This window comes from Nocardia spumae, assembly GCF_020733635.1.
GTDB classification, from domain to species: domain Bacteria; phylum Actinomycetota; class Actinomycetes; order Mycobacteriales; family Mycobacteriaceae; genus Nocardia; species Nocardia spumae.
On the sequence record NZ_JAJFZL010000001.1, the window covers coordinates 965704 to 986622 of the forward strand.

General features: G+C 67.5%; 26 protein-coding genes. 10 read left to right on the forward strand and 16 right to left on the reverse strand.

What is annotated here, in order from left to right:
* Positions 1 to 58 precede the first annotated feature (58 nt).
* On the forward strand, positions 59 to 1189 hold the full coding sequence (locus tag LKD76_RS04280) for an alkaline phosphatase family protein (RefSeq protein WP_227979615.1): 1131 nt from the start codon (positions 59 to 61) through the stop codon (positions 1187 to 1189).
* 54 nt (positions 1190 to 1243) lie between these two features.
* Here the strand turns inward: LKD76_RS04280 and LKD76_RS04285 are convergent, their stop codons facing one another.
* The 4 genes from LKD76_RS04285 to LKD76_RS04300 all read right to left on the reverse strand — a co-directional run bounded on the left by LKD76_RS04285 (position 1244) and on the right by LKD76_RS04300 (position 3964).
* Entirely contained in the window at positions 1244 to 1756 is a 513-nt protein-coding gene (locus tag LKD76_RS04285) for a hypothetical protein (protein WP_227979616.1), read from the reverse strand.
* A complete protein-coding gene (locus tag LKD76_RS04290) occupies positions 1753 to 2835 on the reverse strand; it encodes a DNA polymerase III subunit beta family protein (protein ID WP_227979617.1) in 1083 nt (360 codons plus the stop codon). Before LKD76_RS04290 ends, LKD76_RS04285 begins: the two co-directional genes overlap by 4 nt.
* Before the next feature lie 74 nt (positions 2836 to 2909).
* Complete coding sequence (locus LKD76_RS04295) at positions 2910 to 3407, reverse strand: hypothetical protein (protein WP_227979618.1); 498 nt, start codon at positions 3405 to 3407, stop codon at positions 2910 to 2912.
* Positions 3404 to 3964 carry a cupin domain-containing protein gene (locus tag LKD76_RS04300; protein ID WP_227979619.1) on the reverse strand — a complete coding sequence of 187 codons (561 nt, stop codon included), beginning with the start codon at positions 3962 to 3964 and terminating at the stop codon, positions 3404 to 3406. Before LKD76_RS04300 ends, LKD76_RS04295 begins: the two co-directional genes overlap by 4 nt.
* Before the next feature lie 165 nt (positions 3965 to 4129).
* Here LKD76_RS04300 and LKD76_RS04305 point away from each other — a divergent pair, with 165 nt between their 5' ends.
* The gene (locus LKD76_RS04305) at positions 4130 to 5062 is read left to right on the forward strand and encodes an AraC family transcriptional regulator (RefSeq protein WP_227979620.1); all 933 of its coding nucleotides are present in this window, start codon (positions 4130 to 4132) and stop codon (positions 5060 to 5062) included.
* Between the two features lie 73 nt (positions 5063 to 5135).
* Here LKD76_RS04305 and LKD76_RS04310 read toward each other — a convergent pair whose 3' ends face one another.
* Positions 5136 to 5273, reverse strand: coding sequence for a hypothetical protein (locus tag LKD76_RS04310; protein ID WP_227979621.1), 138 nt, complete (start codon positions 5271 to 5273; stop codon positions 5136 to 5138).
* A gap of 225 nt (positions 5274 to 5498) precedes the next feature.
* Between LKD76_RS04310 and LKD76_RS04315 the strand changes: the two genes are divergently transcribed.
* Positions 5499 to 5969: a PaaI family thioesterase gene (locus LKD76_RS04315; protein WP_025352979.1), complete on the forward strand. Its 471-nt coding sequence runs from the start codon at positions 5499 to 5501 to the stop codon at positions 5967 to 5969.
* Between the two features lie 50 nt (positions 5970 to 6019).
* On the opposite strand, the gene LKD76_RS04320 is transcribed toward LKD76_RS04315, so the two are convergent.
* Positions 6020 to 7024, reverse strand: a complete 1005-nt coding sequence (locus tag LKD76_RS04320; RefSeq protein WP_227979622.1) for an aldo/keto reductase — start codon at positions 7022 to 7024, stop codon at positions 6020 to 6022.
* A 100-nt stretch (positions 7025 to 7124) separates the two neighbouring features.
* On the opposite strand from LKD76_RS04320, the gene LKD76_RS04325 reads away from it, so the two are divergent.
* Positions 7125 to 8000, forward strand: a complete 876-nt coding sequence (locus LKD76_RS04325) for a helix-turn-helix transcriptional regulator (protein ID WP_227979623.1) — start codon at positions 7125 to 7127, stop codon at positions 7998 to 8000.
* 5 nt (positions 8001 to 8005) lie between these two features.
* On the opposite strand, the gene LKD76_RS04330 is transcribed toward LKD76_RS04325, so the two are convergent.
* The 5 genes from LKD76_RS04330 to LKD76_RS04350 form a co-directional block, all read right to left on the reverse strand.
* Positions 8006 to 8989 carry a pirin family protein gene (locus tag LKD76_RS04330; protein WP_227979624.1) on the reverse strand — a complete coding sequence of 328 codons (984 nt, stop codon included), beginning with the start codon at positions 8987 to 8989 and terminating at the stop codon, positions 8006 to 8008.
* A gap of 45 nt (positions 8990 to 9034) precedes the next feature.
* A complete protein-coding gene (locus LKD76_RS04335; RefSeq protein WP_227979625.1) occupies positions 9035 to 9346 on the reverse strand; it encodes a GNAT family N-acetyltransferase in 312 nt (103 codons plus the stop codon).
* Between the two features lie 70 nt (positions 9347 to 9416).
* A complete protein-coding gene (locus LKD76_RS04340) occupies positions 9417 to 9899 on the reverse strand; it encodes a carboxymuconolactone decarboxylase family protein (protein WP_227979626.1) in 483 nt (160 codons plus the stop codon).
* Positions 9900 to 9973: 74 nt separating this feature from the next.
* On the reverse strand, positions 9974 to 10399 hold the full coding sequence (locus LKD76_RS04345) for a MerR family transcriptional regulator (RefSeq protein WP_227979627.1): 426 nt from the start codon (positions 10397 to 10399) through the stop codon (positions 9974 to 9976).
* A gap of 112 nt (positions 10400 to 10511) precedes the next feature.
* Positions 10512 to 10880 (reverse strand): VOC family protein, encoded by a 369-nt coding sequence (locus tag LKD76_RS04350; protein WP_227979628.1) that lies wholly within the window; start codon positions 10878 to 10880, stop codon positions 10512 to 10514.
* 68 nt (positions 10881 to 10948) lie between these two features.
* Between LKD76_RS04350 and LKD76_RS04355 the strand changes: the two genes are divergently transcribed.
* Positions 10949 to 11149, forward strand: a complete 201-nt coding sequence (locus LKD76_RS04355) for a hypothetical protein (protein WP_227979629.1) — start codon at positions 10949 to 10951, stop codon at positions 11147 to 11149.
* 32 nt (positions 11150 to 11181) lie between these two features.
* On the opposite strand, the gene LKD76_RS04360 is transcribed toward LKD76_RS04355, so the two are convergent.
* Positions 11182 to 11673, reverse strand: a complete 492-nt coding sequence (locus LKD76_RS04360; RefSeq protein WP_227979630.1) for a SixA phosphatase family protein — start codon at positions 11671 to 11673, stop codon at positions 11182 to 11184.
* Between the two features lie 191 nt (positions 11674 to 11864).
* Between LKD76_RS04360 and LKD76_RS04365 the strand changes: the two genes are divergently transcribed.
* Entirely contained in the window at positions 11865 to 13532 is a 1668-nt protein-coding gene (locus LKD76_RS04365) for an FAD-dependent oxidoreductase (protein WP_227985092.1), read from the forward strand.
* 86 nt (positions 13533 to 13618) lie between these two features.
* Here the strand turns inward: LKD76_RS04365 and LKD76_RS04370 are convergent, their stop codons facing one another.
* The 3 genes from LKD76_RS04370 to LKD76_RS04380 form a co-directional block, all read right to left on the reverse strand.
* Positions 13619 to 14392 (reverse strand): acyl-[acyl-carrier-protein] thioesterase, encoded by a 774-nt coding sequence (locus LKD76_RS04370; protein WP_227979631.1) that lies wholly within the window; start codon positions 14390 to 14392, stop codon positions 13619 to 13621.
* A gap of 256 nt (positions 14393 to 14648) precedes the next feature.
* Positions 14649 to 15854, reverse strand: coding sequence for a lytic transglycosylase domain-containing protein (locus LKD76_RS04375; RefSeq protein ID WP_227979632.1), 1206 nt, complete (start codon positions 15852 to 15854; stop codon positions 14649 to 14651).
* Positions 15851 to 16171 (reverse strand): ESX-1 secretion-associated protein, encoded by a 321-nt coding sequence (locus tag LKD76_RS04380; protein ID WP_227979633.1) that lies wholly within the window; start codon positions 16169 to 16171, stop codon positions 15851 to 15853. The genes LKD76_RS04375 and LKD76_RS04380 overlap by 4 nt, the downstream gene beginning before the upstream one ends.
* A gap of 120 nt (positions 16172 to 16291) precedes the next feature.
* Between LKD76_RS04380 and LKD76_RS04385 the strand changes: the two genes are divergently transcribed.
* Together LKD76_RS04385 and LKD76_RS04390 are read left to right on the forward strand one after the other, a co-directional pair.
* Positions 16292 to 17266, forward strand: coding sequence for an NADPH:quinone oxidoreductase family protein (locus tag LKD76_RS04385; protein WP_227979634.1), 975 nt, complete (start codon positions 16292 to 16294; stop codon positions 17264 to 17266).
* 80 nt (positions 17267 to 17346) lie between these two features.
* Positions 17347 to 18459 (forward strand): winged helix DNA-binding domain-containing protein, encoded by a 1113-nt coding sequence (locus LKD76_RS04390; protein WP_227979635.1) that lies wholly within the window; start codon positions 17347 to 17349, stop codon positions 18457 to 18459.
* A gap of 4 nt (positions 18460 to 18463) precedes the next feature.
* Here LKD76_RS04390 and LKD76_RS04395 read toward each other — a convergent pair whose 3' ends face one another.
* A complete protein-coding gene (locus tag LKD76_RS04395) occupies positions 18464 to 18985 on the reverse strand; it encodes an Lrp/AsnC family transcriptional regulator (RefSeq protein WP_227979636.1) in 522 nt (173 codons plus the stop codon).
* 157 nt (positions 18986 to 19142) lie between these two features.
* Between LKD76_RS04395 and hppD the strand changes: the two genes are divergently transcribed.
* Together hppD and LKD76_RS04405 are read left to right on the forward strand one after the other, a co-directional pair.
* Positions 19143 to 20336 carry a 4-hydroxyphenylpyruvate dioxygenase gene (gene hppD, locus LKD76_RS04400; protein ID WP_227979637.1) on the forward strand — a complete coding sequence of 398 codons (1194 nt, stop codon included), beginning with the start codon at positions 19143 to 19145 and terminating at the stop codon, positions 20334 to 20336.
* 52 nt (positions 20337 to 20388) lie between these two features.
* A complete protein-coding gene (locus tag LKD76_RS04405) occupies positions 20389 to 20916 on the forward strand; it encodes a DUF3558 domain-containing protein (RefSeq protein WP_227979638.1) in 528 nt (175 codons plus the stop codon).
* The last annotated feature ends 3 nt before the right edge of the window (positions 20917 to 20919 follow it).

A 20919-nucleotide genomic window follows, 5' to 3' on the forward strand; every position in this document is an offset into this window, starting at 1 on the left:
CGGATATCCGCGGAAAGCCGGTCGTGGCGCAGCCGCGGATCCGGCACGATGGACGACGATGCCACACACACTCGCCGATGTCCTGCCCGCCGTCGCAGCGTCCTTCGGGATGGATGTGGACAACTCGCTGGAGCTCGCGCCCGCGCGTGATGTCGTGCTGCTGCTGATCGACGGTCTGGGCGCGGAACCGCTGGCGCGCCATCGCTCGGTCGCGCCGACGCTCGCCGCACACGCGCGCACCACATTGGCCGCCGGTTTTCCCGCGACCACCGCGGTGAGTATCGCGTCCCTGGCGCTGGGAGCGCCCTGTGCGACACACGGAATCATCGGCTACAGCTTCGCCCTGCCCGATCCGGGCGGTCTGCGATTGCTCAATTCGCTGCGCTGGCGGCTCGATTCCGCGACGGGTGCGGACGCGCGCGCGGCGTATCCGCCGGAAACGGTGCAGTCCGGTACCAGCCGGGTGCAGGATCTCGCCGCGCACGGCGTCGAGGTCCATTACGTAATCCCGGAATACCAGCGCGATTCCGGCCTGACCCGCGCCGCCCTGCGTGCCACGGGCGTCTTGCATGCGGCGTCGGATCTCGGGCAGGTGCGCGACGGAATCCTCACGGTCGCGGCGCATTCCGATACCGCGTCGCGATTCGCCTACGCCTACTTCCCCGATCTCGACGCCACCGGTCACCTGTACGGACCCGAGTCGCCGGAGTGGCTGGCGGTACTGGCTCGGATCGACGCCTGCTTCGCGGATCTGCTCACCGCTCTTCCGGATACCTGCACCTTGCTGGTCACCGGTGATCACGGCATGATCCGGGCGGGACGAGTGATCGACCTGGATGCCGACGAGCGGTTGCACCGCGAGGTGCGGCTGATCGCCGGGGAAGCCCGAGTGCGCCACATCTACCTCGACAGGCCGGCCGCACTGCCGGACGTGCAGGCCGACTGGACCGGCGCACTGGGCGCATATGCCCGGGTGGTGAGTCGCGAGCAGGCGCTCGACGAGCGCTGGTTCGGGGCGACGGCGCCCGGCCCCGAGATCCGCCGCCGCATCGGGGATCTCATCGCCGTCGCCCACGGCGACACCGTGCTCGTATGTCCGGGCCGGGAACCGCTGGAGTCGGCGATGATCGGCCATCACGGCGCGTGGACCGCCGATGAGCAACTCGTGCCGCTGATCGCCTCGGCGTGACAGGTGGCAGCATCCGGCGGCACCGTGAGGATGGTGCGCCACAACGGGATTCGATCAGCGATCGGTGGCCGGCGCGGATTCTCGTCGCTGAGCGGAACGCTGCGTGATCATCTCGTCGACCTCGTCGATCGCCCGCCGGACGAGCCGGCCGTAGCCGTCGTCGGGGAGTGCGCCGATATGCCGTCGCGCCGCATCGATATGTGCCGCCGCCGGTTCGAACGAACCCAGCAGCCGGTAGTTGTCGGCGAGGTTCAGGTGGAGGGAGGGGTAGAAGCCGGCGATGCGCAGACTCTCGTGATGACGTCGCACCCGGTCGTCGGTGAGGGCATCGGCGGCATCGAGGGCCCGGCAATCCCAGACCAGTGCCTGTGCGGGATCGGGGTGGAGATCGGCCAGATAGTGCGCGAGGGTGCAGCGGTGCAGTGGATCCCCGGCGGGGCCGATCCGGGTCCACAGTTCGGCGAGTTCGCTTCGGGCGCGGTCGATATCGCCGTGCCGCCCACGTTCGACGGCGGCACCGATCGCGGCCATCGTCGGGTCGGGGGTGATCGGTTCGGCAGTGGTCATCGTCGTTCCTCGGGATCGGTGTGGGAAACGGCGACGGGCATCGCCACCGTGGTGAGATCGCCGTCGTCGGCGGAGCGGATCACGACCGGCTGTGCGGCTCCGGCGATATCGATCATCACGTCGGGGCCGATGGCGGTGCCGATCGCCGGATACAGCGTGGTCATGCTGAAGGCGAGCTCGATATCGGGGCCGGTCACGGTGGCGTCGACCGGTCCGCCGGGGCCGGATTCCGGATTCGAAACCGTGACCTCGCCCTCCGATACACGCAGCAGAACATGATGCGCCCGTAGGGATGCCAGCGTCCGGACCAGCGCGTCGCGTGGTGTGACCACCCGTGTGCGCGGCGTATCGAGCGAGCCCAGCAGGAGCCGGTGATCGGGGAACGGGTCCGGGAGGATCCGGCAGGTCCGGGTGTGCGCGGGTCCGGCCCGGAACAGCAGGGAGCCGGCACTGCCTTCCAGGCGCACCCGATGGTGGCGCCGGATCTCGGGTATCGCCAATCGGAGGTCGTCGCCGTCGACGGTGGCGGCCCACTCGGCCGGATGCGCGCGATCGGGTACCAGGGTGCGGGTCGAGAGCCGATAGCGATCGGTGGCGGTGAGGGTCAGCGCTTCGGCCGAGACCTCGAGATGCACCCCGCTCAGCACGGGATGGTCCGGTTCGTGGACGGTGGCGGCGAGGATCTGCTCGACCGCCGTCGCGAAGACCGGGCCACTGACGGTCGCGACCGGCCGCCCGTGCCGGTGCCCGAGCGTCGCCTTGATATCGGCCGCTCGCTCCCGGGCCCGCTGTACTCGCTGTTCGAGGCCCGCCAGGTGGTCGTCGACGAGCCGTGCGGCGGTATCGGAATCGGATTCGAGTACCCGCGCGACCGTATCCAGCGGCATACCGATCTCGCGTAGTCCGCGGATGGCCAGTGCGCGGTCGAGCTGGTCCTCGGCGTAGTACCGGTAGCCGGAGACCGGGTCCACGATCGACGGTGGCAACAGCCCGGAATCGGCGTAGAAGCGCAGTGCGCTCGCGGTCAGTCCGCTGGCCCGCGCGAACGCTCCGATCGTGGTCAGTCCGGAATGTGGCACCGCCCCATCATGAAGCTTCGGCCAACTCGAAGGTCAAGTCGACCGCGATGACGGGGCGGTGCCGGCGGTGGATGTCAGTGATGTGGCCGGAAGGCACGGTGCCGGCTCGGACGCGCCGAGACGAGCGCATGCGGGCAATGCGGCCTGGGACGCCGCACCGCCGTATTCGTCCGGCAGGCCAGATTCCAGCCGAACGGGATGAGATGCACCCGCTCGCCGAGTTCCTCCAGCCGCTGTGCGATATCGGCCAGCACGTCGAGGGTGTCCGCGATATGCGCCAGGACGTCGGACGGATTCGGGCCGAGGCCGAGTCGTCCGTCCGACGTCGCGTAGCGCGGGCTGGCGCCGATCACGACGTGGGATGTCCGGGCGTAGGCGCACAGATCCCGCAGCGCCTCGATCGCGTCTCCGGAGAGGGGGCAGTCGCCCGGTTCGACGACGATGCGCAGCAGCAGGCAATCGACGAACAGTTGCGGGACGCCGACCGCCGCGGGCGGCAGCGGGACGGCGCACGGCCCCGCTACCACCGGTGTGTATTCGAAACTGCGCCAGCGACTCCCGGTGATCTTCATTGCTCGGAGGCAGCCGGTGCGTTTCGGTCGACGCCGCAGAGGGTGTAGCAGAACACGAACGGCTCGGTGCCGTCGTTGAACCACGCGTGGGGGGTGCCGTGCTGCACCACGCTGTCGCCCGGGCGCAAGGCGACATCCACACCGTTACCGAGACGCATACGGCCCTCACCACGCAGCACCACCACGAAGTCGATGCTCTCGGTGGCGTGCACCCCGGGATGCTCCGGATCGAAGGCGGCCATCATGCCGGGCAGCTTCTCCTCGGCCTCGGCCACCACGGTGGCCATCGCCTCCTCCGACAGCCCGGGATCGGGTTCGTAGCTCAGTCCGGGCGGCACCGAGATGAAACCGAACCGCACTCCGCCGGCGGTGGGGAAATAGCTGGTGCCGCCGTCGGCGGGCATCCGGTCGACGGGCAGTGCGGGCAAGGCGTCGAGTTCCCACATCCGATGGATCTCGGCGCCGGGCAGCAACGCCAGGGTGAGCGGGTCGACACTGTCGTCGGCCAGCACCCGTCCCTGTCCGGTGCCGTCGTCGCCGACCACGATTCTGCGCATGGGAATTCCTCCTGATCCTCGTGAGCCGCATCCGTTGGCGCACAGGCCGATCCGGACATCAGCTATCCGGGGACCGTATCGACCCCTGTGAACAGGCCGCATGTCCTGGAACGCAGGGGCGTGGTTCTGATGCGCAGAATCGGAAAACCGGCGATGATATCCCCGATGACCATTGCCGAATCAGCCTCGACCAGCGCGATCGACCCGCATGAGCGGGCCGATTACTGGACGCATCTGATCGGGTCGTATCAGTGCAGCCTGGGTTTCCGGTTTCCGGACTCCACCGATTTCCGCGGGCACACCTCGTTGCGGCGTACCGATACCTATCAACTGGTCGGCTGGGAGTCCGACGCCGTCACCTACATCCGGAGCCCGAAGCTCATTCGCAGCGATCCGGATTCCGACTATCGGCTCCTCGTGCCACTGACGGGCACGCTCACATTCCGCAACGACGACGACCAGGGCTCGTTGTATCCCGGTAGCGCGTGTCTGGTGTCCACCGACGAGCCGTTCGCGGCCTCGATGAGCGATGGTTCGCACGGTCTCATCGTCACCATTTCACGCGAGGAGATCCGGCACCGTCTCAATCGAGTGGTGCCACCGCCGCGACCGCTGGATCTGCGGACCGGGCTGGGCGGAGTGGCCGGTGCGGTGGTGGGCACGCTGTATTCCCAGCGCGCGGCCCTCACCGATCTCCAATTCGACACCGTCGCAGAGCAACTGGTGGATCTGCTGTGTATGCAGATTCTCGGCGAACCGGCGAGTTCGCCCGGTCAGCTCGTGCAGGTGGAGGCGACGGCTCGTCGCTACATCCGTACCCACGCGGCCGATCCGGATCTCACCGGCGCGCAGGTCGCGGCCGCACTCGGCTGGTCACTGCGCCAGCTGCAATTGGCATTCAGCAACGCCGGAACGACGCCGAGCGAGGTCATCCGGGAACAACGCCTGCAGCTCGCGCGCGAACGCCTGCGCAATCCGGCCTACCGCCATCGCAGTATCGCCGATATCGCCGCGGATCTGGGTTTCGGTTCGGCCAGCAGTTTCACCAAGGCATTCCGTCGCCGGTTCCATTCCACTCCGGGACAGCTGCGGGACTGACGCGAATCGAACCCGATCGGCCCGCCCCTCGCATGGGGGGCCGGGACGGGCCGATGGTCTTGGGTGGTGCGGCTCAGCCGAAGATGCCGCCACCATTGGTCTGGGAGCCCGCCGAGCCGGTGATGAACATGTTCATGATGTTGCTGAAGACAGCGGTGGTGGAGACCGAGTTGGACGATTGCGAGTCGATCAGGGCGATAAATGCGTTCATGAACTGTTCCTCGTGCATCGTGGGTCCGCGGACCCGGGTGGTTGTCCTGCCGTGCTCAGCGCAGTGGCTTGAAGCTTAGTCAAAATCCGACGTTTCTGAACATCCTTCTTTTCGGATTTTTCGGACAGGGTGCGCGAGGGAGGGGGCGCGCGCTGTGGACAGGCTCCGCTCGTACAGAGTAAAAAAGTGGAACACGTTTCAATTCAGTGTGCGACGGGAGATGCGATGGACCACGCTGCCATGGGTGAGTTGGTGATGGCCGGATTTCAGAAGCTGGGATTCATCCAGTTCGCGGGGGTGGAAGGGGTGGAGTATCTGCCCGGCCGCAATGTGGTGAGCATGGCCTCGAAGCCGGAACATCTCAACCACAACGGCGACGTACACGCCGCGATCCTGTTCGGCCTCGCGGAGACGGCGGCGATGGGCGCCTCCATCTCCGGCATCGTCGATCTGATGGGGGAGACGTTCATCGTCGCGCGCGACGGGCGGATCGAGTACCTGGCCCGGGCCAAGGGGGAGGCGGGCCCGTTCCGCGCAACATCGGAGATCGGCGCCGCCGAGTTGGAACAGGTCCGCGCCGATATCGCCGCGCAGCGGCCGATCGAGCTGGCGATGCCCGTGGATATCACCGACAGCACCGGAAAGTCCGTCGCCGCGGCGAGTTTCACCGCGGTGATCCGGCCCCGCCGGAAATAGCACTCGCACGGATCCCGCCGCCGGGAGCGCTCGCGGCGGGTCCAGTGGCGTCAGCGCTCGCTGTCGAGCATGGTCATCTGCGCGGCCGCATAGCGCTGTCCGGCGACCTCGTCCGCGGGCGCGGCGGCCTCGATCGCGGCCAGCTCCGATTCCGACAGTCGAATATCCAATGCGCCGACAGCTTCGGACCAGCGATCGACGCGCCGGGCGCCGATCAGCGGCACGATATCGGCGCCGCGGGTCAGCACCCAGGCGATGGCGAGCTGCGCCACACTCACGCCGTGCTGTGCGGCGATATCGGCCAGCGCCGCGACCAGCCGCAGATTGGCGGTGAGGTTCTCGCCCTGGAACCGTGGACTGTGGGCACGGAAATCGTCGGGCGCGAAGGTCTGATTCGCACGCAGTGAATCGCTCAGCAGCCCGCGCGACAGCACCCCATACGCGGTGATGCCGATGCCGAGTGCCCGTGCCGTCGGCAGGATCTCACCCTCGATGCCACGGGTGATCAACGCGTACTCGATTTGCAGATCGGCGATCGGCGCGACCGCCGCCGCCCGCCGCAGGGTCTGCGCGCCGACTTCCGACAGGCCGATGTGGCGCACGTAACCGGCCTCGACCATCTCCGCGATGGCGCCGACGGTGTCCTCGATCGGCACATCCGGGTCCAGCCGCGCCGGACGGTAGATATCGATGTAGTCGACGCCCAGTCGCTGCAGCGAATAGTGGAGGAAGTTGCGCATCGCCACCGGCCGGGTATCCACACCGCCGAAACTGCCGTCCGGACCGCGCAGCGCCCCGAATTTCACGCTGAGCTGGTAGTCCTCGCGCCGGCGATCGGTCAGTGCGCGGCGGAGCAGGGCTTCGTTGTGTCCGGCGCCGTAGAAATCGCCGGTGTCGACGAGGGTGGCGCCGGAGTCGAGCGCCGCGTGGACGGTCGCGATCGACTCCGTCTCGTCGGCCTGCCCGTAGGCACCCGACATCCCCATCGCGCCCAGTGCGATGCGGCCGACCTTCGGCCCCGTGCTGCCCAATTGTGTCGTCTCGATGGTTGTCATAGTCGAATCGTGCGCGCCGCTGCCCGGATCCGGCAGAGACCGTTTATCGGGGGATCGGCGATCCCTGGTTGCCCGCCCGGGAACCGGGCACAGTGGGGAGATGGACCGCGATGATCTGGCCGACTTCCTGCGACGCCGTCGCGCGCAGCTGCAGCCCGCGGATGTGGGTCTGCTGCCCGGCAGCCGCCGCCGGACTCCCGGGCTGCGTCGTGACGAGGTCGCCCTCCTCACCGGCATGTCGACCGACTACTACACCCGGCTGGAACAGTCGCGCGGGCCGCGCCCCTCGGTGCAGGTGCTGAGCTCGCTGGCGCGCGCACTGCGGCTCAGCGACGACGAGCGTGACCACCTGTACCACCTGTGCGGACATCCGGCGCCCCACCGCGGCGGCGGCGACCGGCACGTGGGGCCCGGACTGCTCTATCTGCTGGACAAACTCGAGGACACCCCCGCCTGCGTCGTCTCCGATCTGGGCGAGATCCTGGCGCAGAACCGCATGCACATCAACATGTCCGGCGATCACACCCATTACACCGGGATGGACCGGTATCTGCTGTGGCGCTGGTTCACCGACCCCGCGGGACGGGAGAAATTCCCGCTCGCGGACTGGGACCGGCTGACGCGCAGGCACGTCGCGGACCTCAGGGCGACGGCCGCGCGGCGGTCCGGGGACGACGATGTCACCGAACTGGTCGAGAGACTGCGCGCGGCCAGTCCCGAATTCGAACGGCTGTGGTCGGCGCACGAGGTATCGGTGCGGATCAGTGACGCCAAACGCGTCGAGCATCCGGTGGTCGGACTACTCGATCTGGTCTGCGAAACGCTGGTGACGCCGAATGCGGCGCAACATCTCCTGGTCTTCTACCCACGTCCCGGTACCGACACCCAGGAACGGCTGGATCTGCTGCGCGTCATCGGCACTCAGTCCATGACCGGCGAAACCGACTCGGGCAGTGAGATCTTCGATTCACACTGAGTCGGTCAGTGCTCGGGGAACCGGCGCCGGGTCCGGGGCCGCAACCGCAGATTCGGCAGCGGCGGTGCCGGAATGCGCTGCCGCGGAGTATGTCCCGCGACATCTCCGAAGCGCTGCACATCGTGGTTCTCCCACGCCGTGCGGGCGGCGTCGATCTCGTCGTGGTTGCGGCCGACGAAGTTCCACCACATCACCAGATCCTCGCCGAACGGTGCGCCCCCGATCAGCACCACTCGCGCGCCGGATTCGCTGCGCAGTCGCAGGGCGGCGCGATCACTGCCCAGATACAGCAGCGGGCCGGGTTCGGCGCGCACATCGTCGACGCGCACCTGCCCCGACATCACCAGTACCGCGTGCTCGAATTCCGCGGTGAGCGGCAGGGTGGCGTCGGCGCCCGGTGCCACGGTGATATCCGCGCCGACGATCGGGGAGTAGCTGACCGCCGGCGAACTCAGCCCGCCGAGCGAACCGATGAGAACCGTCGCGCGCAAGCCGGGCAGAGCCAGGACGGGCAGGTCTCGATGCTGCTCGAAATGCGGCGCGATATCGCGGTGCGCGTCCGGCAGTGCGATCCAGAACTGGAGTCCCTGCCCGGCGGGCGCACCCGCCACCGTGTACTCCGAGTGGGCGATACCGTGCCCGGAGGTCATCAGATTCAACTGTCCGGGCTCGATCTCCACATCGGAGCCGACACTGTCGCGATGCCGGATCCGGCCGTCGAACGGCCAGGTCACGGTCTGCAATCCGATGTGCGGATGCGGATCGATATCCGGTGGCAGTCGATGTGAGGTTTCGGTCGAGCCGAAATGATCGAGGAAGCACCAGGCCCCCACGGTCGGCAGATCACGCTGTGGCAGAACCCGCATCACCGTGACTCCGCGCACGCCGCCCAGCGGGACCTCCCGGGCCGGATAGAAATCCGCCCGCGGGCCGGGTGCCGGCGAGGATTCGCACAGTGCCTCCGTGGGATTCGCCTCGAGATCGCTCATCGGCCCCTTTCACCCTCCGTGCTCGGCACTGGCCAGCGGGTTGGGCTACCGGGTAATGCCCTTGCCCACCACATGAGCATCGTAGTCCGGATGCTTGTCGAGCCAGCTCTTGATGAACGAACAGCGCGGCACGACAGCACGCCCGCGCTCCACCGCATCCTCGATCGCATGCCGGGCCAGGGTGCCGGCCAGGCCTTTGCCGCTGAACTCCGAATCGACCTCGGTGTGAATGAAGGCGGTGTCGTCACCGGCCTCGCGGTATTCGGCGAACCCGGCGAGTTTGTCTCCGTACCACACCTCGTAGCGGTGCTGCGCTTCGTTGCGGACGACTGCGGCGGTCGCGGCCTGATCGATCATCGGTTCTACTCCTGTATTCCTGCGGGGCACCCGCACCCGGTCGCACCGAGGACAGGCTTCGCCGGACGCCTCATCGGTGCTCCTGCCGTTCCCGCACCGGATGCCTGCTCATGATCGACACGCGATTGAACGCGCCGATGGTGGTCGCGACCCAGATGACCACCGAGACCTGCTCATCCGACAGATGGTGCCGCGCAAGGGCGTACTCACGTGCCAGGGTGTCCTCATCGGGCAGCGTGGTGGTCGTCTCCGCGAGGGCGAGTGCGGCACACTCGGACGGGGTGAACAGCTCGCTACGCCGCCAGGCCGGCAGCACCTCGAGTTGTTGCGCGGTCACACCGGCCGTCAGCGCCGCCCGGGAATGCAGGTCCAGGCAGAACGCACATCCGTTGAGCTGTGACACCCGGACATTGATCAGTTCGACCAGTGAGCGGTCCAGTCCGGCGGCCGCCGCCGCGTTGCGGGCGGCCAGCGCGACACCGCCCAGCGCACGAAACGGTTCGGGGCTCTGTTTGTCGATCCAGATGCGGGCATCCGCGGCGGGGTTTTGCATAGCGCAGGCATCCTAACCGTGCGCTGCGTCACCATGCGCGGGATGTATGCGACGTCACGCGGTCGCGGGGCGGCTCAGATATGTTGCATGGCAGTCACTCTGCCTTCGTACAGATCGATCTTGCGGTCCAGGACGGCGAGGGTCCGGTGCAGGTCCTCGATCTGCGCCAGCACCCCTTCGCGGGTGTTGCGGAACATATCCAGGCGTTCCGGGGTGGTGTCGTCACCGGCTCGAACCAATTCGGCGTAGTGGACCATATCGGCCACCGACATCCCCGTGGTGCGCAGACAGCCGATCAGATGCAGCCAGTTCAGATCGCGATCGCTGAACCGGCGCTTACCGCTGGAATCTCGGCCGATGTAGTCCATCAGGCCGATCCGCTCGTACCAGCGCAGGGTGTCGCGGGTCAGACCGGATCGCTCGGCGGCATCGCCGATCGAGTACTTCGGGCGCTCGTAGTCCTCGGGCTGTTCGAGGGGGGTCACCGTGGTTGTCGTCATCGCCCGTCGCCTTCCTGCCGAACCTGCCTTCGACAGTACCGACCTGGAGTGCGCTCCATACAAGCCGCGGCGGGCGGCGAGCTCGCGCCGACGGGCTCGCCGCGGCCGTCGCTCAGTGGTATTCCGGCAGCTGCTGGACGGCCCATTTGTTGCCGTCCGGATCGGCGAAATAGGTGAACAGGCCCCAGCCCTCGTCCTTGACCGGTGTGGCCTCGACGCCCGCGGCCACCAGCTGCCGATACGCGTCCTCGGCGCTGGCCACCACCATCTGCATCCCGACGACGCTGCCCGGCGCGGCATCGGTGATGCCCCGGCCGATGCAGATGGAACAGCCCGATCCCGGCGGGGTCAGCTGCACGAAGCGGATCTCCTCGGTGGGGCTGGCATCGTGATCGGCCGCGAATCCGATGCTCGTGTAGAACTCCTTGGCCCGATCGACATCGGTGACCGGGATGGCGACGAGTTCGATTTTCCAATCCATGTGCGCAGCATCTCACCGGGTACCGACAAGTCCGGGCGGCCGCGGCCGCGAGCGCCTACCCTTGATTCATGGCCAAAGAAATCGATCGGGTCCGGGCGCGGTCGGCGCTGGAAACGGTCAAGGAAAGCCCGTTCATCGCCCTCGTCGCGGCGATCCCGGTGATCGTCGTGCTCGGCGTCGTCTGGGCTCTCACCAACTGGTTCGTCGCGCTGCTCGTTCTCGTCCTGATCGGCGCGGTGGTGATGGTGCGCGGCAAATTCCTGCGCTGACACGAACTTTCGCGCGGCCGGCGCCGGGTGTGTCAGCGCGGGACGTGGAATCGGACCAGTTCACCCGTGCCGGGGTCCACGTCCGGCCACGGCCGGTCGAACTCGAGCACCGCGAGCGCCGAGGTGGGGAATTTCCGGCTGAGTTCCTCCGCCGGCAGTGAGGCGCGGTTGGCGGCCAGCTCCCAGGCCGTCCACGGCATCCCCGGGGAATGACCGATCAGCAGCAGCGTCTGCACTTCGGCGGCGGTCAGCTGGATCAGCTCGATCAACGTGTGCGGGGTCGCCTCGTAGATCGCGTGCTCGAACGCGACCGGTGCGGTGATACCCGTGGCGGCGAGCGTTTCGCGGGTACGCACCGCGTCCGAGCAGCAGACCGCGTCGACCACCGGCTGGGTCTCGCGCAGCCAGGTGCCGGCCAGCGCCGCCTCCCGCTTCCCGCGGGGCGCCAATGGCCGATCGTGGTCGTCGACACCCGGTGGATATGCGGACTTACCGTGCCGCATCAGGATCAGCGTCCGCGCCATGGGCAATACCGTAAGCCCGGGCGCAGTCGGGTGTGTCACAGGGGACACCATCCTGCTGGGAGATCTAACTCACTCTCGAGGCACACTGAAGGGTGGTGTCACATCAACTGCCCACCGGCACCGGTGTGACACACGCCCCGTCCGGACCCCGGATGGGGATGCCCCATGATGTTTTCGAGGATCTGCGAGATATGGCCTACGTGATCACGCAGCGTTGTTGCAACGACGCCAGCTGCGTACCCGAGTGCCCGGTCGATTGCATTCGTCCTACTCCGGAGCAACCCGAGTTCGCGACGACCGAGCAGCTGTACATCGACCCCGACACATGCATCGACTGTGGTGCCTGTGTGGATGCCTGCCCGGTGGAGGCCATCTTCTCCGAGGACGACCTGACGGCTTCCCTGGCTCGCTTCCGCGATATCAACGCCTCGTATTTCCAGCGGCATCCGCTGGAGTCGAACTTCGATCCGCTGGTGACCCCGGCGCGCCCGCCCAAGGAGCTGGGCACGCTGCGGGTGGCGATCGTCGGCGCCGGGCCCGCGGCCTGCTACGCGGCCGACGAGCTGCTGCGGCGCGCCGATGTCGAGGTGGAGATGTTCGACCGGCTGCCGACCCCGTGGGGTCTGGTCCGTGCCGGTGTCGCCCCGGATCATCCGGGCACCAAGTCGGTGTCGAGCATGTTCGAGAGCGCTTTCCGCCGCGAGACGCTGCAGTATCGGCTCAATGTCGAGGTCGGTAAGCACATTTCGCACGATGAGCTGCTCGCCCATCATCACGCGGTGATCTATGCCGTCGGCGCCTCCACCGACCGCCGCCTGGACGTGCCCGGTGAGGACCTGCCCGGCAGCCATTCCGCGACCGAGTTCGTGGCCTGGTACAACGGCCACCCCGACTACGCCGAGCGCACCTTCGATCTGTCCGGTGAGCGGGTCGTCATCGTGGGTAACGGCAACGTCGCACTCGACGTGGCGCGGGTATTGACCCTGCCGCCCGACGAGCTGGCCAAGACCGATATCGCCGACCACGCCCTGGACGCGCTGCGCGCGAGCAATATTCGCGAGGTCGTGGTGCTGGGCCGGCGCGGCCCGCTGCAGGCCGCCTACACCTCCGCGGAATTCCTGGCGCTGGGCCATCTGAAGGGCGTCGACGTGGTCATCGACCCCGCCGAGCTGGAACTGGATCCGCACAGTCAGGCGTTGCTCGACGATCCGGAGATCGAACCCTCGCTGAAGCTGAAGTACGAGCTGGCGCGGGAGTACGCGGCCGAGGCCCCGAACCCGGACAACAAGCGCATCGTGTTCCGCTATCTGGCCTCGCCGACCGAGATCAGTGGTGACGGCAAGGTCGAGGCGGTCGAATTCGTGCACAACGAACTGGTCGCCGAGGACGGCCGGGTCCTGGCGCGGGCCTCCGATCGCACGGAGACGCTGGCGGCGTCGATGGTGCTGCGGTCCATCGGCTACCGCGGTGTGGCGATCGCGGATCTGCCGTTCGACGAGCGCAGCGGTGTCGTCCCGAACGAGCACGGCCGGGTCGTCGCCGATGCGGCGCATGTGACCGGTGTGTATGTCTCGGGCTGGATCAAGCGCGGACCCCGCGGCGTGATCGGATCCAACCGGGTCGACGCGACCGAGACCGTGGAACAGTTGCTCGAGGATTTCACCACGGGCAAACTGACTGCCCCACAGGGGGATCGGGCAGCGCTGGAGGCCCTGCTCGCGCAGCGGCAACCCGACGCGATCAACCGCGAGGGCTGGAAGGCCATCGACGCGGCCGAGAAGACCGCCGGCAAGACCGCCGGCCGCCCGCGGGTCAAATTCACCACCATCGAGGACCTGCTCAAAGCCGCGCGCGGCTGACGGCCGGGGGTTCCGGACCCGTCCGCGCAGCGGGTCCGGAACCGCGGGCGTCCGCGCGAACCGACGGCTACCGCACGGCCGGGAACTCAGCCGGGCAGCGGGCCGATCCGGACGGTCGTCGTGATCGCGCCGTCGACCATGAACCACAGCCGCAGCACCGCCTGGCCGTTACGGTCACCGGGTTCGTAGCGGCTGCGCACACTGATGTGCTGGCGGGCCAGTACGGGGGCGAGATATTCGATCACCGCGCGATGCGGGCCGGCCACCAGCTTCGGATAGTCGACCAGATAGTGCTCGACCGCTTGCCAGTACACGGCGTTGTTGACGTGGTTGAACTGGTCGATGTCGGTCGCTCGCACCGGGAACGGCAGATCGGTGTCGGACTCCGCGGGCACCGCGTCGTTCAGCCACGGCCGCCAGCGCAGCCGGTGCTCGTCGGTGGTCCGGGCCAGGTGGGCCAGGCCCTGATCGCTGATCCGAGTCGGCATATTGGTCGACTCGTTGATATTGATCCAGAAACCCTCGGTCTCGACCAAGCCGCCGTTGTCGCTGGTGATACGCACCCGCATATTGGTCCAGCGGGTCGACATGGCCGAACACCAGCGGCGTAGTTCCACTCGGTCCGGCCACACGATCGGCCGCACCACGTCGATCACGGTGCGGCGCACGATCCAATCCGGGTCGGTGCGATGGAAGAAGCTGCTGTGCAATTCTTCCCACGCGATGTCTTGCAAATATCGAGCCACGGCATCGAGCCGCAGCCGGCTGTAGGGATCTACATCGCCAGCCCGGATGGGCCACGCCGAAGCGAAGCCCATGCCCTCCTGGGGAAGCGGGGCGAGTGGCTGATCGAGTGACACTGGTGCTCCTCGCGCTGCACGGTGTGCCGCGTACTCATGCGGTGCTTCTTTGACATGACTTTACGGGGCGCAGGTCACACTGTTACGCCGAGATGGCTCTACTCACACGTAGCAAATGTCCAGTTTCGGTCCGGAGGGAGGGTGCTCCGACGAGAAGAGCACCGCCACTTGCGATTTCGATAACCACCTCCGCGAGCGGTGTGAAACGCTCCCGTTGCCGATTCGGGCGCGGAACGCGCCCGGTTCCTTTCGGCGATCAGTAGCCGACGTAGCCGCTGCCACCGGAGACCGCGGAGACGCCCGGCACGTTGTCCAGGGAGCCGTAGCGGTCGATCGAGTAGCGCGTCGCGGCGACGATATTGTCGACCGGATTCCAGATGTCGTTGTGGCCGGGAGCGGCGTGCGCGTTGAAGGTGCTGTCGATGCACTGCATCAGCCCCTTCGACGGGTGCCCCGCGGCGGCGTTGCTGTCCCAGTTGTTGATCGCGTTCGGGTCACCGCCCGATTCGTGCTCGATGATCAGGGCGATGGCGTTCTCGTCGATCGACTCCGGTGGGTAGCCCATCTCGATCAGGACCTGCTTGGCCTGGGCGATCCAATCCTTCACATCGCCGGAGGGATGAGCCGTGGGTGGCGGTCCGCTGGTCGAACCGCTGCTCGAACCGCTGTAGGCGGCACTGCTGTAGCCGCCACCGCTGTGTGAGCTGTTGCCGCCCGAATGGGAGCTGGTCAGGTTCGAGACCGGGCTGCCGGAGTTGTGCGGTGCCGGCGCGGTGGCCGCGGGCGCGGTGGCGGCGGGAACCGTCGGTGCCGGAGGCGCCGGAGGTGCCGCACCGGCGCCGGTGACCGGGTCGCCGAGTCCGGCGAAGGCGAGATCGAGGGGAGCCTTGGCGCCGTCGACGGCCGTGATCGCGGCTTCGGCCACCAACTCGGCCTGTTTCAGGGCGTTGGTTATCGCCAGCTGATGCCGGGCGGCGAAGCCGTCCTCGCGCAGTGAGTTGTTCTGCTTGTCGATATCGCTGGCGCCCTGCAGGTCCTGCCAGTACTTCTTGCGGGTATTCGCGGTGACCGTGCCGTTGTCGGCGACCTCGAAGCCGTCCGTCGGGGTCCCCTCCTCCTGGCCGGAGGGATGCAGCGCGGCGTCCCGCGCGTCCAGGACCGCCTTCTTGGCATTCTCGAGGTTCTCGACCTGCTGGCCCACGGCTGTCTGCAAGCCGAGCACCGCCTGACTGACCGCCGAGGCGCGTCCCTTCTCCAGCTCCATGCGCCCGTCGGCCGCCTGCGCCGCACCGCCGCCCCACTGCTGGTTCTGGCCGAGCTTCCGGGTGCTGTCGACCGCCGCGAGGACGGCTCGGTCGAGGTCGCCGGACAGCTTGCCGACCGCGGCGGCGGCGGTACGCAATGCCTCGGGATCCCACTTTTCGACATCCGGGATCGTCGGTGCCCCGCCCGGTGCCGTCATACCCGGATTCCGATCGTGTTCAAATCGTCGCGCAGCTGCTGATCGGTATCGATGATGACCTTGCCGGCCTGCTCGACGGAGTCGGCGATATGCGTTACGCGAGAACCGATTCGCTGCAGAGAGTTCTCGACCGAGGTCTTGGCGCCGATGCAGGCGGCCTCCCAGCCGGTGCCGGGCAGCGCCCCCGCGGCGGCGGCCAGTCCGGGATCGAGTTTGCCGATGGCATCGGACTCGTCGTGCAAGGTTTTCGCGAAACTCCGCAGCGCCGCGGGATCGATCTTCATCGCGTTCGCGGGTGGATCGTTGGGACCGGCCATGAGACTCCCCCTCTTCGCTCAGTCAGCGGGCCAAGCCTAGCAAATGGCGGACCCGTGGACAGGGGTGTGCGAAGACCGGTTAACTTGTTGGAAAGCAGCCGTGGACAGAGAGGTCGTTTCATGCGTGCAGCGCAGGTGAGCAAGCTCGAGGGGCCGGAATCCATCGAGGTCGTCGATATCGCCGAACCGGCGGCATTTCCCGGCGGTGTGGTGGTCGACGTGCACGCGGCGGGAATCGCCTTCCCGGACGTGCTGATGACGCGAGGGCTATATCAGATGAAGCCCGAACTGCCCTTCGTGGTCGGTGGTGAGGTGGCCGGAATCGTGCGCTCGGCGCCCGAGGATGCCCACGTCCGGGCCGGGGATCGGGTGGTGGCGCTGACCATGCTCGGCAACGCGGTCGCCGAGACCGCGGTGACCGCGAAGGACATGGTGTTCCGGCTGCCGGACAACATCTCCCTCGAAGCGGGTGCGGGGATCGTCTTCAACGATCTGACCGTTCATTTCTGCCTGCGTAACCGGGGCCGGTTGGCCGCGGGGGAGACCGTCCTGGTGCACGGCGCGGCCGGCGGTATCGGCACCTCGACGCTGCGGATGGCGAAGGCGCTGGGCGCGGGCCGGGTGATCGCGGTGGTCAGCACCGAGGAGAAGGCCGAGGTGGCGCGGGCCAACGGCGCGTCCGATGTGGTCCTCACCGACGGCTGGCTGGCCGCGGTCAAGGAACTGACCGGGGGGCGCGGCGTGGACATCGTGCTGGATCCGGTCGGTGGCGATCGGTTCACCGACAGCATTCGCTCGCTCGCTCCGGCCGGGCGGTTGCTCGTGGTCGGATTCACCGCGGGTGAGATCCCCACCGTGAAGGTCAACCGCCTGCTGCTCAAGAACGTCGAGGTCGTGGGCGCGGCCTGGGGTGAATGGGTGATGACCCATCCGGGCTACCTGCAGGAGCAGTGGGCCGAGGTCGCTCCGCTGCTGGAATCGGGTGCGATCGCCGCGCCGGAGCCGGTGCTGTACCCGCTGGAGCGGACCGCCGACGCGGTGGCGGCGCTCGACAATCGTTCGGCCAAGGGCAAAGTCGTCGTCACGGTGCGCTGAGACAGGCGCTGCGGCGCCGTCGGCGCGGCCCGCGCGGTCGCGCCGACGCTGTCGGTGGGCGACCGTAGGGTGTGGCCATCATGGAACTGTCGAATCGGGTCCTCAACCGCACGCTGCTGGCCCGGCAGCACCTGCTGGAGCGGTCGGATCGGACGGTGGCGCAACTGTGCGACCACCTGGTCGGACTGCAGGCTCAGGACGTGCCGCCGCCGTTCATCGGATTGTGGAGCCGGACAAGGGATTTCGACCCGTCGACGGTCTCGGCGGGACTCGAGGACCGATCGCTGGTCCGGATCACGTCGATGCGGGCCACGATTCATCTGGTGACGGCGCCGGACGCGTTGCGGATGGCGCCGCATATGCAGGAGCAACTGGAGAAGATCCCGTTCCGGAAGGGCTTCAACTACGGCGCGATGGTCGGGCTCGACCCCGAGGAGGTGCGGGCCCGGGGTGAGCGAACGCTGGGCGAGCAGCCGATGCCGGCGGCGGAGCTCCGGAAGCGGGCCGCGGCGGAATACCCCGATCGCGATCCCTCGGCGGTGACACAGACCTGGATCTACCAGCTTCCGGTGCTGCAGACCCCGCCGCGCGGGTTGTGGCGTAACAACAGCAGGCCGGTGTGGTCGCGCATCGAACCGTGGCTGGGTGCACCTCTGGATCACACATATCCGGTGCAGGAGTTGATCATTCGCTATCTGCGCGCGTTCGGCCCGGCGACGACGACGGATGTGCAGACGTGGTCGCGGTTGCGCGGCGTCAAGGAGGCGCTGGCCGCCCTCGGCGACCGGGTGCGTACCTATACCGACGAGCGGGGCCGTACTCTCCACGACGCCGCCGACGCCGAACTGGCCGATCCGGATCGGCCCGCGCCGGTACGTCTGCTCGGCTGGTACGACAATGTGCTGCTGTCCCATCAGGACCGCAGCCGGATCATCCCCGGCGGCGCACCCCCGCCGCTGCGGCATTCGGCCGCACAGGTCTCATCGATCCTGGTCGACGGATATCTCGCCGGGATCTACAAGGTGTTCACCGGCAAGGACACGGCTCGGCTGCGGATCGCGCCCGGCCGGGACTGGACCGCGACCGAAGCCGCCGAGGTCGAGGCCGAAGCGTTCGCGCTGCTGCGATTCCTGGAACCCGAGCTGCGCTCGCGGGTCGAAATACTCACGCCCGGCGCCGATCTCAGGCCCTAGGTGGTCACCGCGCCACATGGCGGTAGGCGGGAGCCTTGCTGGTTCCGGCCGGAGTGAGGGTGCGTAGCAGCGGCAGCGTGCGCCGGGCCACCACCGTGGACAGCACGATCACACTGTGCGACCGGACGACCGCCGCACTGCGGTCGATGCTCAACAGGACGGTTTGCAGACCCGAATGCGAATCCGCGCCGATCCGGCACAGCACATCGCTGGTTCCGGTGGTGGCATAGGCCTCGAGGACGCCCGGGATCGCCTCGAGATCGGTGGTGACCGCGTCGAGGGCTCCCTGCGCGATCTCCAGGGTGACGAAGGCCTGCACGTCGAAGCCCGCCGCGGTGACGTCGACCTGCGGATCGTAGGAGGCGATGACGCCCGCCTCCTCCATCCGCGCGATCCGTGACTGGACGGTCGCGCGGGCGACCCGAGTCCGTCGCGAGAGTTCGAGGATGCCGGCCTTCTGGTACTCGTGCATGGCCGAGAGGATCGCCAGATCCAGTTCGTCGAGTTTCGCGGGCGTGCGCGTCATCGCTGCCTCCTGGGCTCGGGCCGCCTCGCGGGTACCCGGGAGAGCAGCTATTCAAATTGTCCAGCACTCGAGCCTCGATGGTGGCCGATCACGCCAGGGTGTCTACCGAAAATCATCGATATTGCCCAGCAGTACGACGCGGAGATTATCTGTCTGCATGACAATCGAGCCCCTCGCCAGGAACACCCGGCCCGCAGTGCCCAGCGATGTGGAGCTACGCCGGCTGGTCGGTCTGGTCGAGCACGATCCCGGCGGCGATCCGTTCCCGGTCCTCGGATGGGATGCGCTGGTGTGGGTGGTCGGCAACGCGACCCAGTTCGCGCACTACCTGCAGGCCTTCGGGATGACGCTGGAGGCCTACTCCGGTCCGGAGACCGGTAATCGCGACCACAAGTCCTTCGTCCTGCGCAGCGGGAGTGCGCGATTCGTGGTGTGTGGGGCGGTCGATCCGGCGAGTCCGCTGGTGGCCCATCACGATCGTCACGGTGACGGCATCGTGGATATCGCCCTCGAGGTTCCCGATGTCGACCGCTGTATCGACCACGCCCGCGGGCAGGGCGCCACGGTGCTGGTCGAACCGCACGATGAGAGCGACGAATTCGGCACGGTCCGCACCGCCGCCCTGGCCACCTACGGCGAGACCCGGCACACCCTGGTCGACCGGTCCCGCTATCACGGGCCCTACCTGCCCGGGTACATCGCGCGCCGATCGGACTATCGCCCGCGGACAGCGCACCGGCTGTTCCAGGCCGTCGATCACGTGGTCGGCAATGTCGAACTCGGCCGGATGGACCACTGGGTCGAGTTCTACCGCCGCGTCATGGGATTCACGAATATGGCGGAATTCGTGGGCGACGATATCGCCACGGAGTATTCGGCATTGATGAGCAAAGTGGTGGCCAACGGCAATCACCGGGTGAAGTTCCCGTTGAACGAGCCGGCCGCCGGACGCAAGCGTTCGCAGATCGACGAGTATCTGGAGTTCTATCGCGGACCGGGAGTGCAGCACATCGCGCTGGCGACCGGCGACATCCTGAGCACCGTCGACGCGCTCCGCGACGAGGGCATCGAATTCCTCGACACCCCCGACACCTATTACGAGGACCGCGAACTGCGTGCGCGGATCGGACGCGTCCGTGTTCCGGTGCGGCAGCTGCGGTCCCGGGGGATTCTCGTTGACCGCGACGAAGACGGATATCTTCTGCAGATCTTCTGCAAACCGCTCACCGACCGTCCCACGGTGTTCTTCGAGCTGATCGAGCGCCACGGATCCCTGGGCTTCGGAAAGGGCAATTTCAAAGCTCTCTTTCAAGCTATCGAAAGAGAGCAACAGACGCGGGGAAACCTGTGAGCGAGGCGGTCGACCTCTGTGGAATCACCGCCCGATCGGTAGAGTCACCGGTATGCGGATCTGCTCGGCCCTCATCGCTGCGATGGCCCTGGCGCTGGCGCTGTCGGCGTGTTCGAGCGACAAGTCCGATGATGATGTCCCCTCGGCGCGCCCACCTGCGAAGGTCGCCGCCCTCGGTCCGTTCGTAGGTGAGTGTGGGAACGTCACCGACGACGAGGTACGGGCGCTCGGTGGCCTGACACAGGCCGCCCAGCCCTTCAAGAACTCGGTCGGCTGCAATTGGCAGAGCGGCGGAATCGGAGGGCCGTCGGTGACTTTCGCGTCCTATCGCGGCAGTCCGATCGACCGGGAGCGGGCATGGGTGACGGCGCAAGGACGCAACCCCGAGACCATCGAGGTCGGCGGAAAGAAGGGTTTCCAAGCGGTGGATCCGACCTACGGGATCTGCGACCTGGCCGTGCAGCTGGGTGACGACTTCTTCGAATGGTCCACCGAGCCAGGGGCTTTCGGGCAGATCTCGGCGACACCGTGCGACAAGAACCGCAAATTGGCCGAGCTGACCGTGCAGCGCCTGAAATGAGGA

Bases quoted from the DNA above. Each gene is read 5' to 3' on its own strand.
- LKD76_RS04345 (WP_227979627.1), bottom strand. From the start codon at position 10,399: ATGACGACAACCACGGTGACCCCCCTCGAACAGCCCGAGGACTACGAG.
- LKD76_RS04340 (WP_227979626.1), bottom strand. From the start codon at position 9,899: ATGCAAAACCCCGCCGCGGATGCCCGCATCTGGATCGACAAACAGAGC.
- LKD76_RS04380 (WP_227979633.1), bottom strand. From the start codon at position 16,171: ATGGCCGGTCCCAACGATCCACCCGCGAACGCGATGAAGATCGATCCC.
- LKD76_RS04295 (WP_227979618.1), bottom strand. From the start codon at position 3,407: ATGAAGATCACCGGGAGTCGCTGGCGCAGTTTCGAATACACACCGGTG.
- LKD76_RS04355 (WP_227979629.1), top strand. From the start codon at position 10,949: ATGGCCAAAGAAATCGATCGGGTCCGGGCGCGGTCGGCGCTGGAAACG.
- LKD76_RS04390 (WP_227979635.1), top strand. From the start codon at position 17,347: ATGGAACTGTCGAATCGGGTCCTCAACCGCACGCTGCTGGCCCGGCAG.
- LKD76_RS04300 (WP_227979619.1), bottom strand. From the start codon at position 3,964: ATGCGCAGAATCGTGGTCGGCGACGACGGCACCGGACAGGGACGGGTG.
- LKD76_RS04320 (WP_227979622.1), bottom strand. From the start codon at position 7,024: ATGACAACCATCGAGACGACACAATTGGGCAGCACGGGGCCGAAGGTC.
- LKD76_RS04285 (WP_227979616.1), bottom strand. From the start codon at position 1,756: ATGACCACTGCCGAACCGATCACCCCCGACCCGACGATGGCCGCGATC.
- LKD76_RS04350 (WP_227979628.1), bottom strand. From the start codon at position 10,880: ATGGATTGGAAAATCGAACTCGTCGCCATCCCGGTCACCGATGTCGAT.
- LKD76_RS04360 (WP_227979630.1), bottom strand. From the start codon at position 11,673: ATGGCGCGGACGCTGATCCTGATGCGGCACGGTAAGTCCGCATATCCA.
- LKD76_RS04365 (WP_227985092.1), top strand. From the start codon at position 11,865: ATGGCCTACGTGATCACGCAGCGTTGTTGCAACGACGCCAGCTGCGTA.
- LKD76_RS04325 (WP_227979623.1), top strand. From the start codon at position 7,125: ATGGACCGCGATGATCTGGCCGACTTCCTGCGACGCCGTCGCGCGCAG.
- LKD76_RS04305 (WP_227979620.1), top strand. From the start codon at position 4,130: ATGACCATTGCCGAATCAGCCTCGACCAGCGCGATCGACCCGCATGAG.
- LKD76_RS04310 (WP_227979621.1), bottom strand. From the start codon at position 5,273: ATGAACGCATTTATCGCCCTGATCGACTCGCAATCGTCCAACTCGGTC.
- LKD76_RS04330 (WP_227979624.1), bottom strand. From the start codon at position 8,989: ATGAGCGATCTCGAGGCGAATCCCACGGAGGCACTGTGCGAATCCTCG.
- LKD76_RS04375 (WP_227979632.1), bottom strand. From the start codon at position 15,854: ATGACGGCACCGGGCGGGGCACCGACGATCCCGGATGTCGAAAAGTGG.
- LKD76_RS04315 (WP_025352979.1), top strand. From the start codon at position 5,499: ATGGACCACGCTGCCATGGGTGAGTTGGTGATGGCCGGATTTCAGAAG.
- LKD76_RS04335 (WP_227979625.1), bottom strand. From the start codon at position 9,346: ATGATCGATCAGGCCGCGACCGCCGCAGTCGTCCGCAACGAAGCGCAG.
- LKD76_RS04385 (WP_227979634.1), top strand. From the start codon at position 16,292: ATGCGTGCAGCGCAGGTGAGCAAGCTCGAGGGGCCGGAATCCATCGAG.
- hppD (WP_227979637.1), top strand. From the start codon at position 19,143: ATGACAATCGAGCCCCTCGCCAGGAACACCCGGCCCGCAGTGCCCAGC.
- LKD76_RS04395 (WP_227979636.1), bottom strand. From the start codon at position 18,985: ATGACGCGCACGCCCGCGAAACTCGACGAACTGGATCTGGCGATCCTC.
- LKD76_RS04280 (WP_227979615.1), top strand. From the start codon at position 59: ATGCCACACACACTCGCCGATGTCCTGCCCGCCGTCGCAGCGTCCTTC.
- LKD76_RS04405 (WP_227979638.1), top strand. From the start codon at position 20,389: ATGCGGATCTGCTCGGCCCTCATCGCTGCGATGGCCCTGGCGCTGGCG.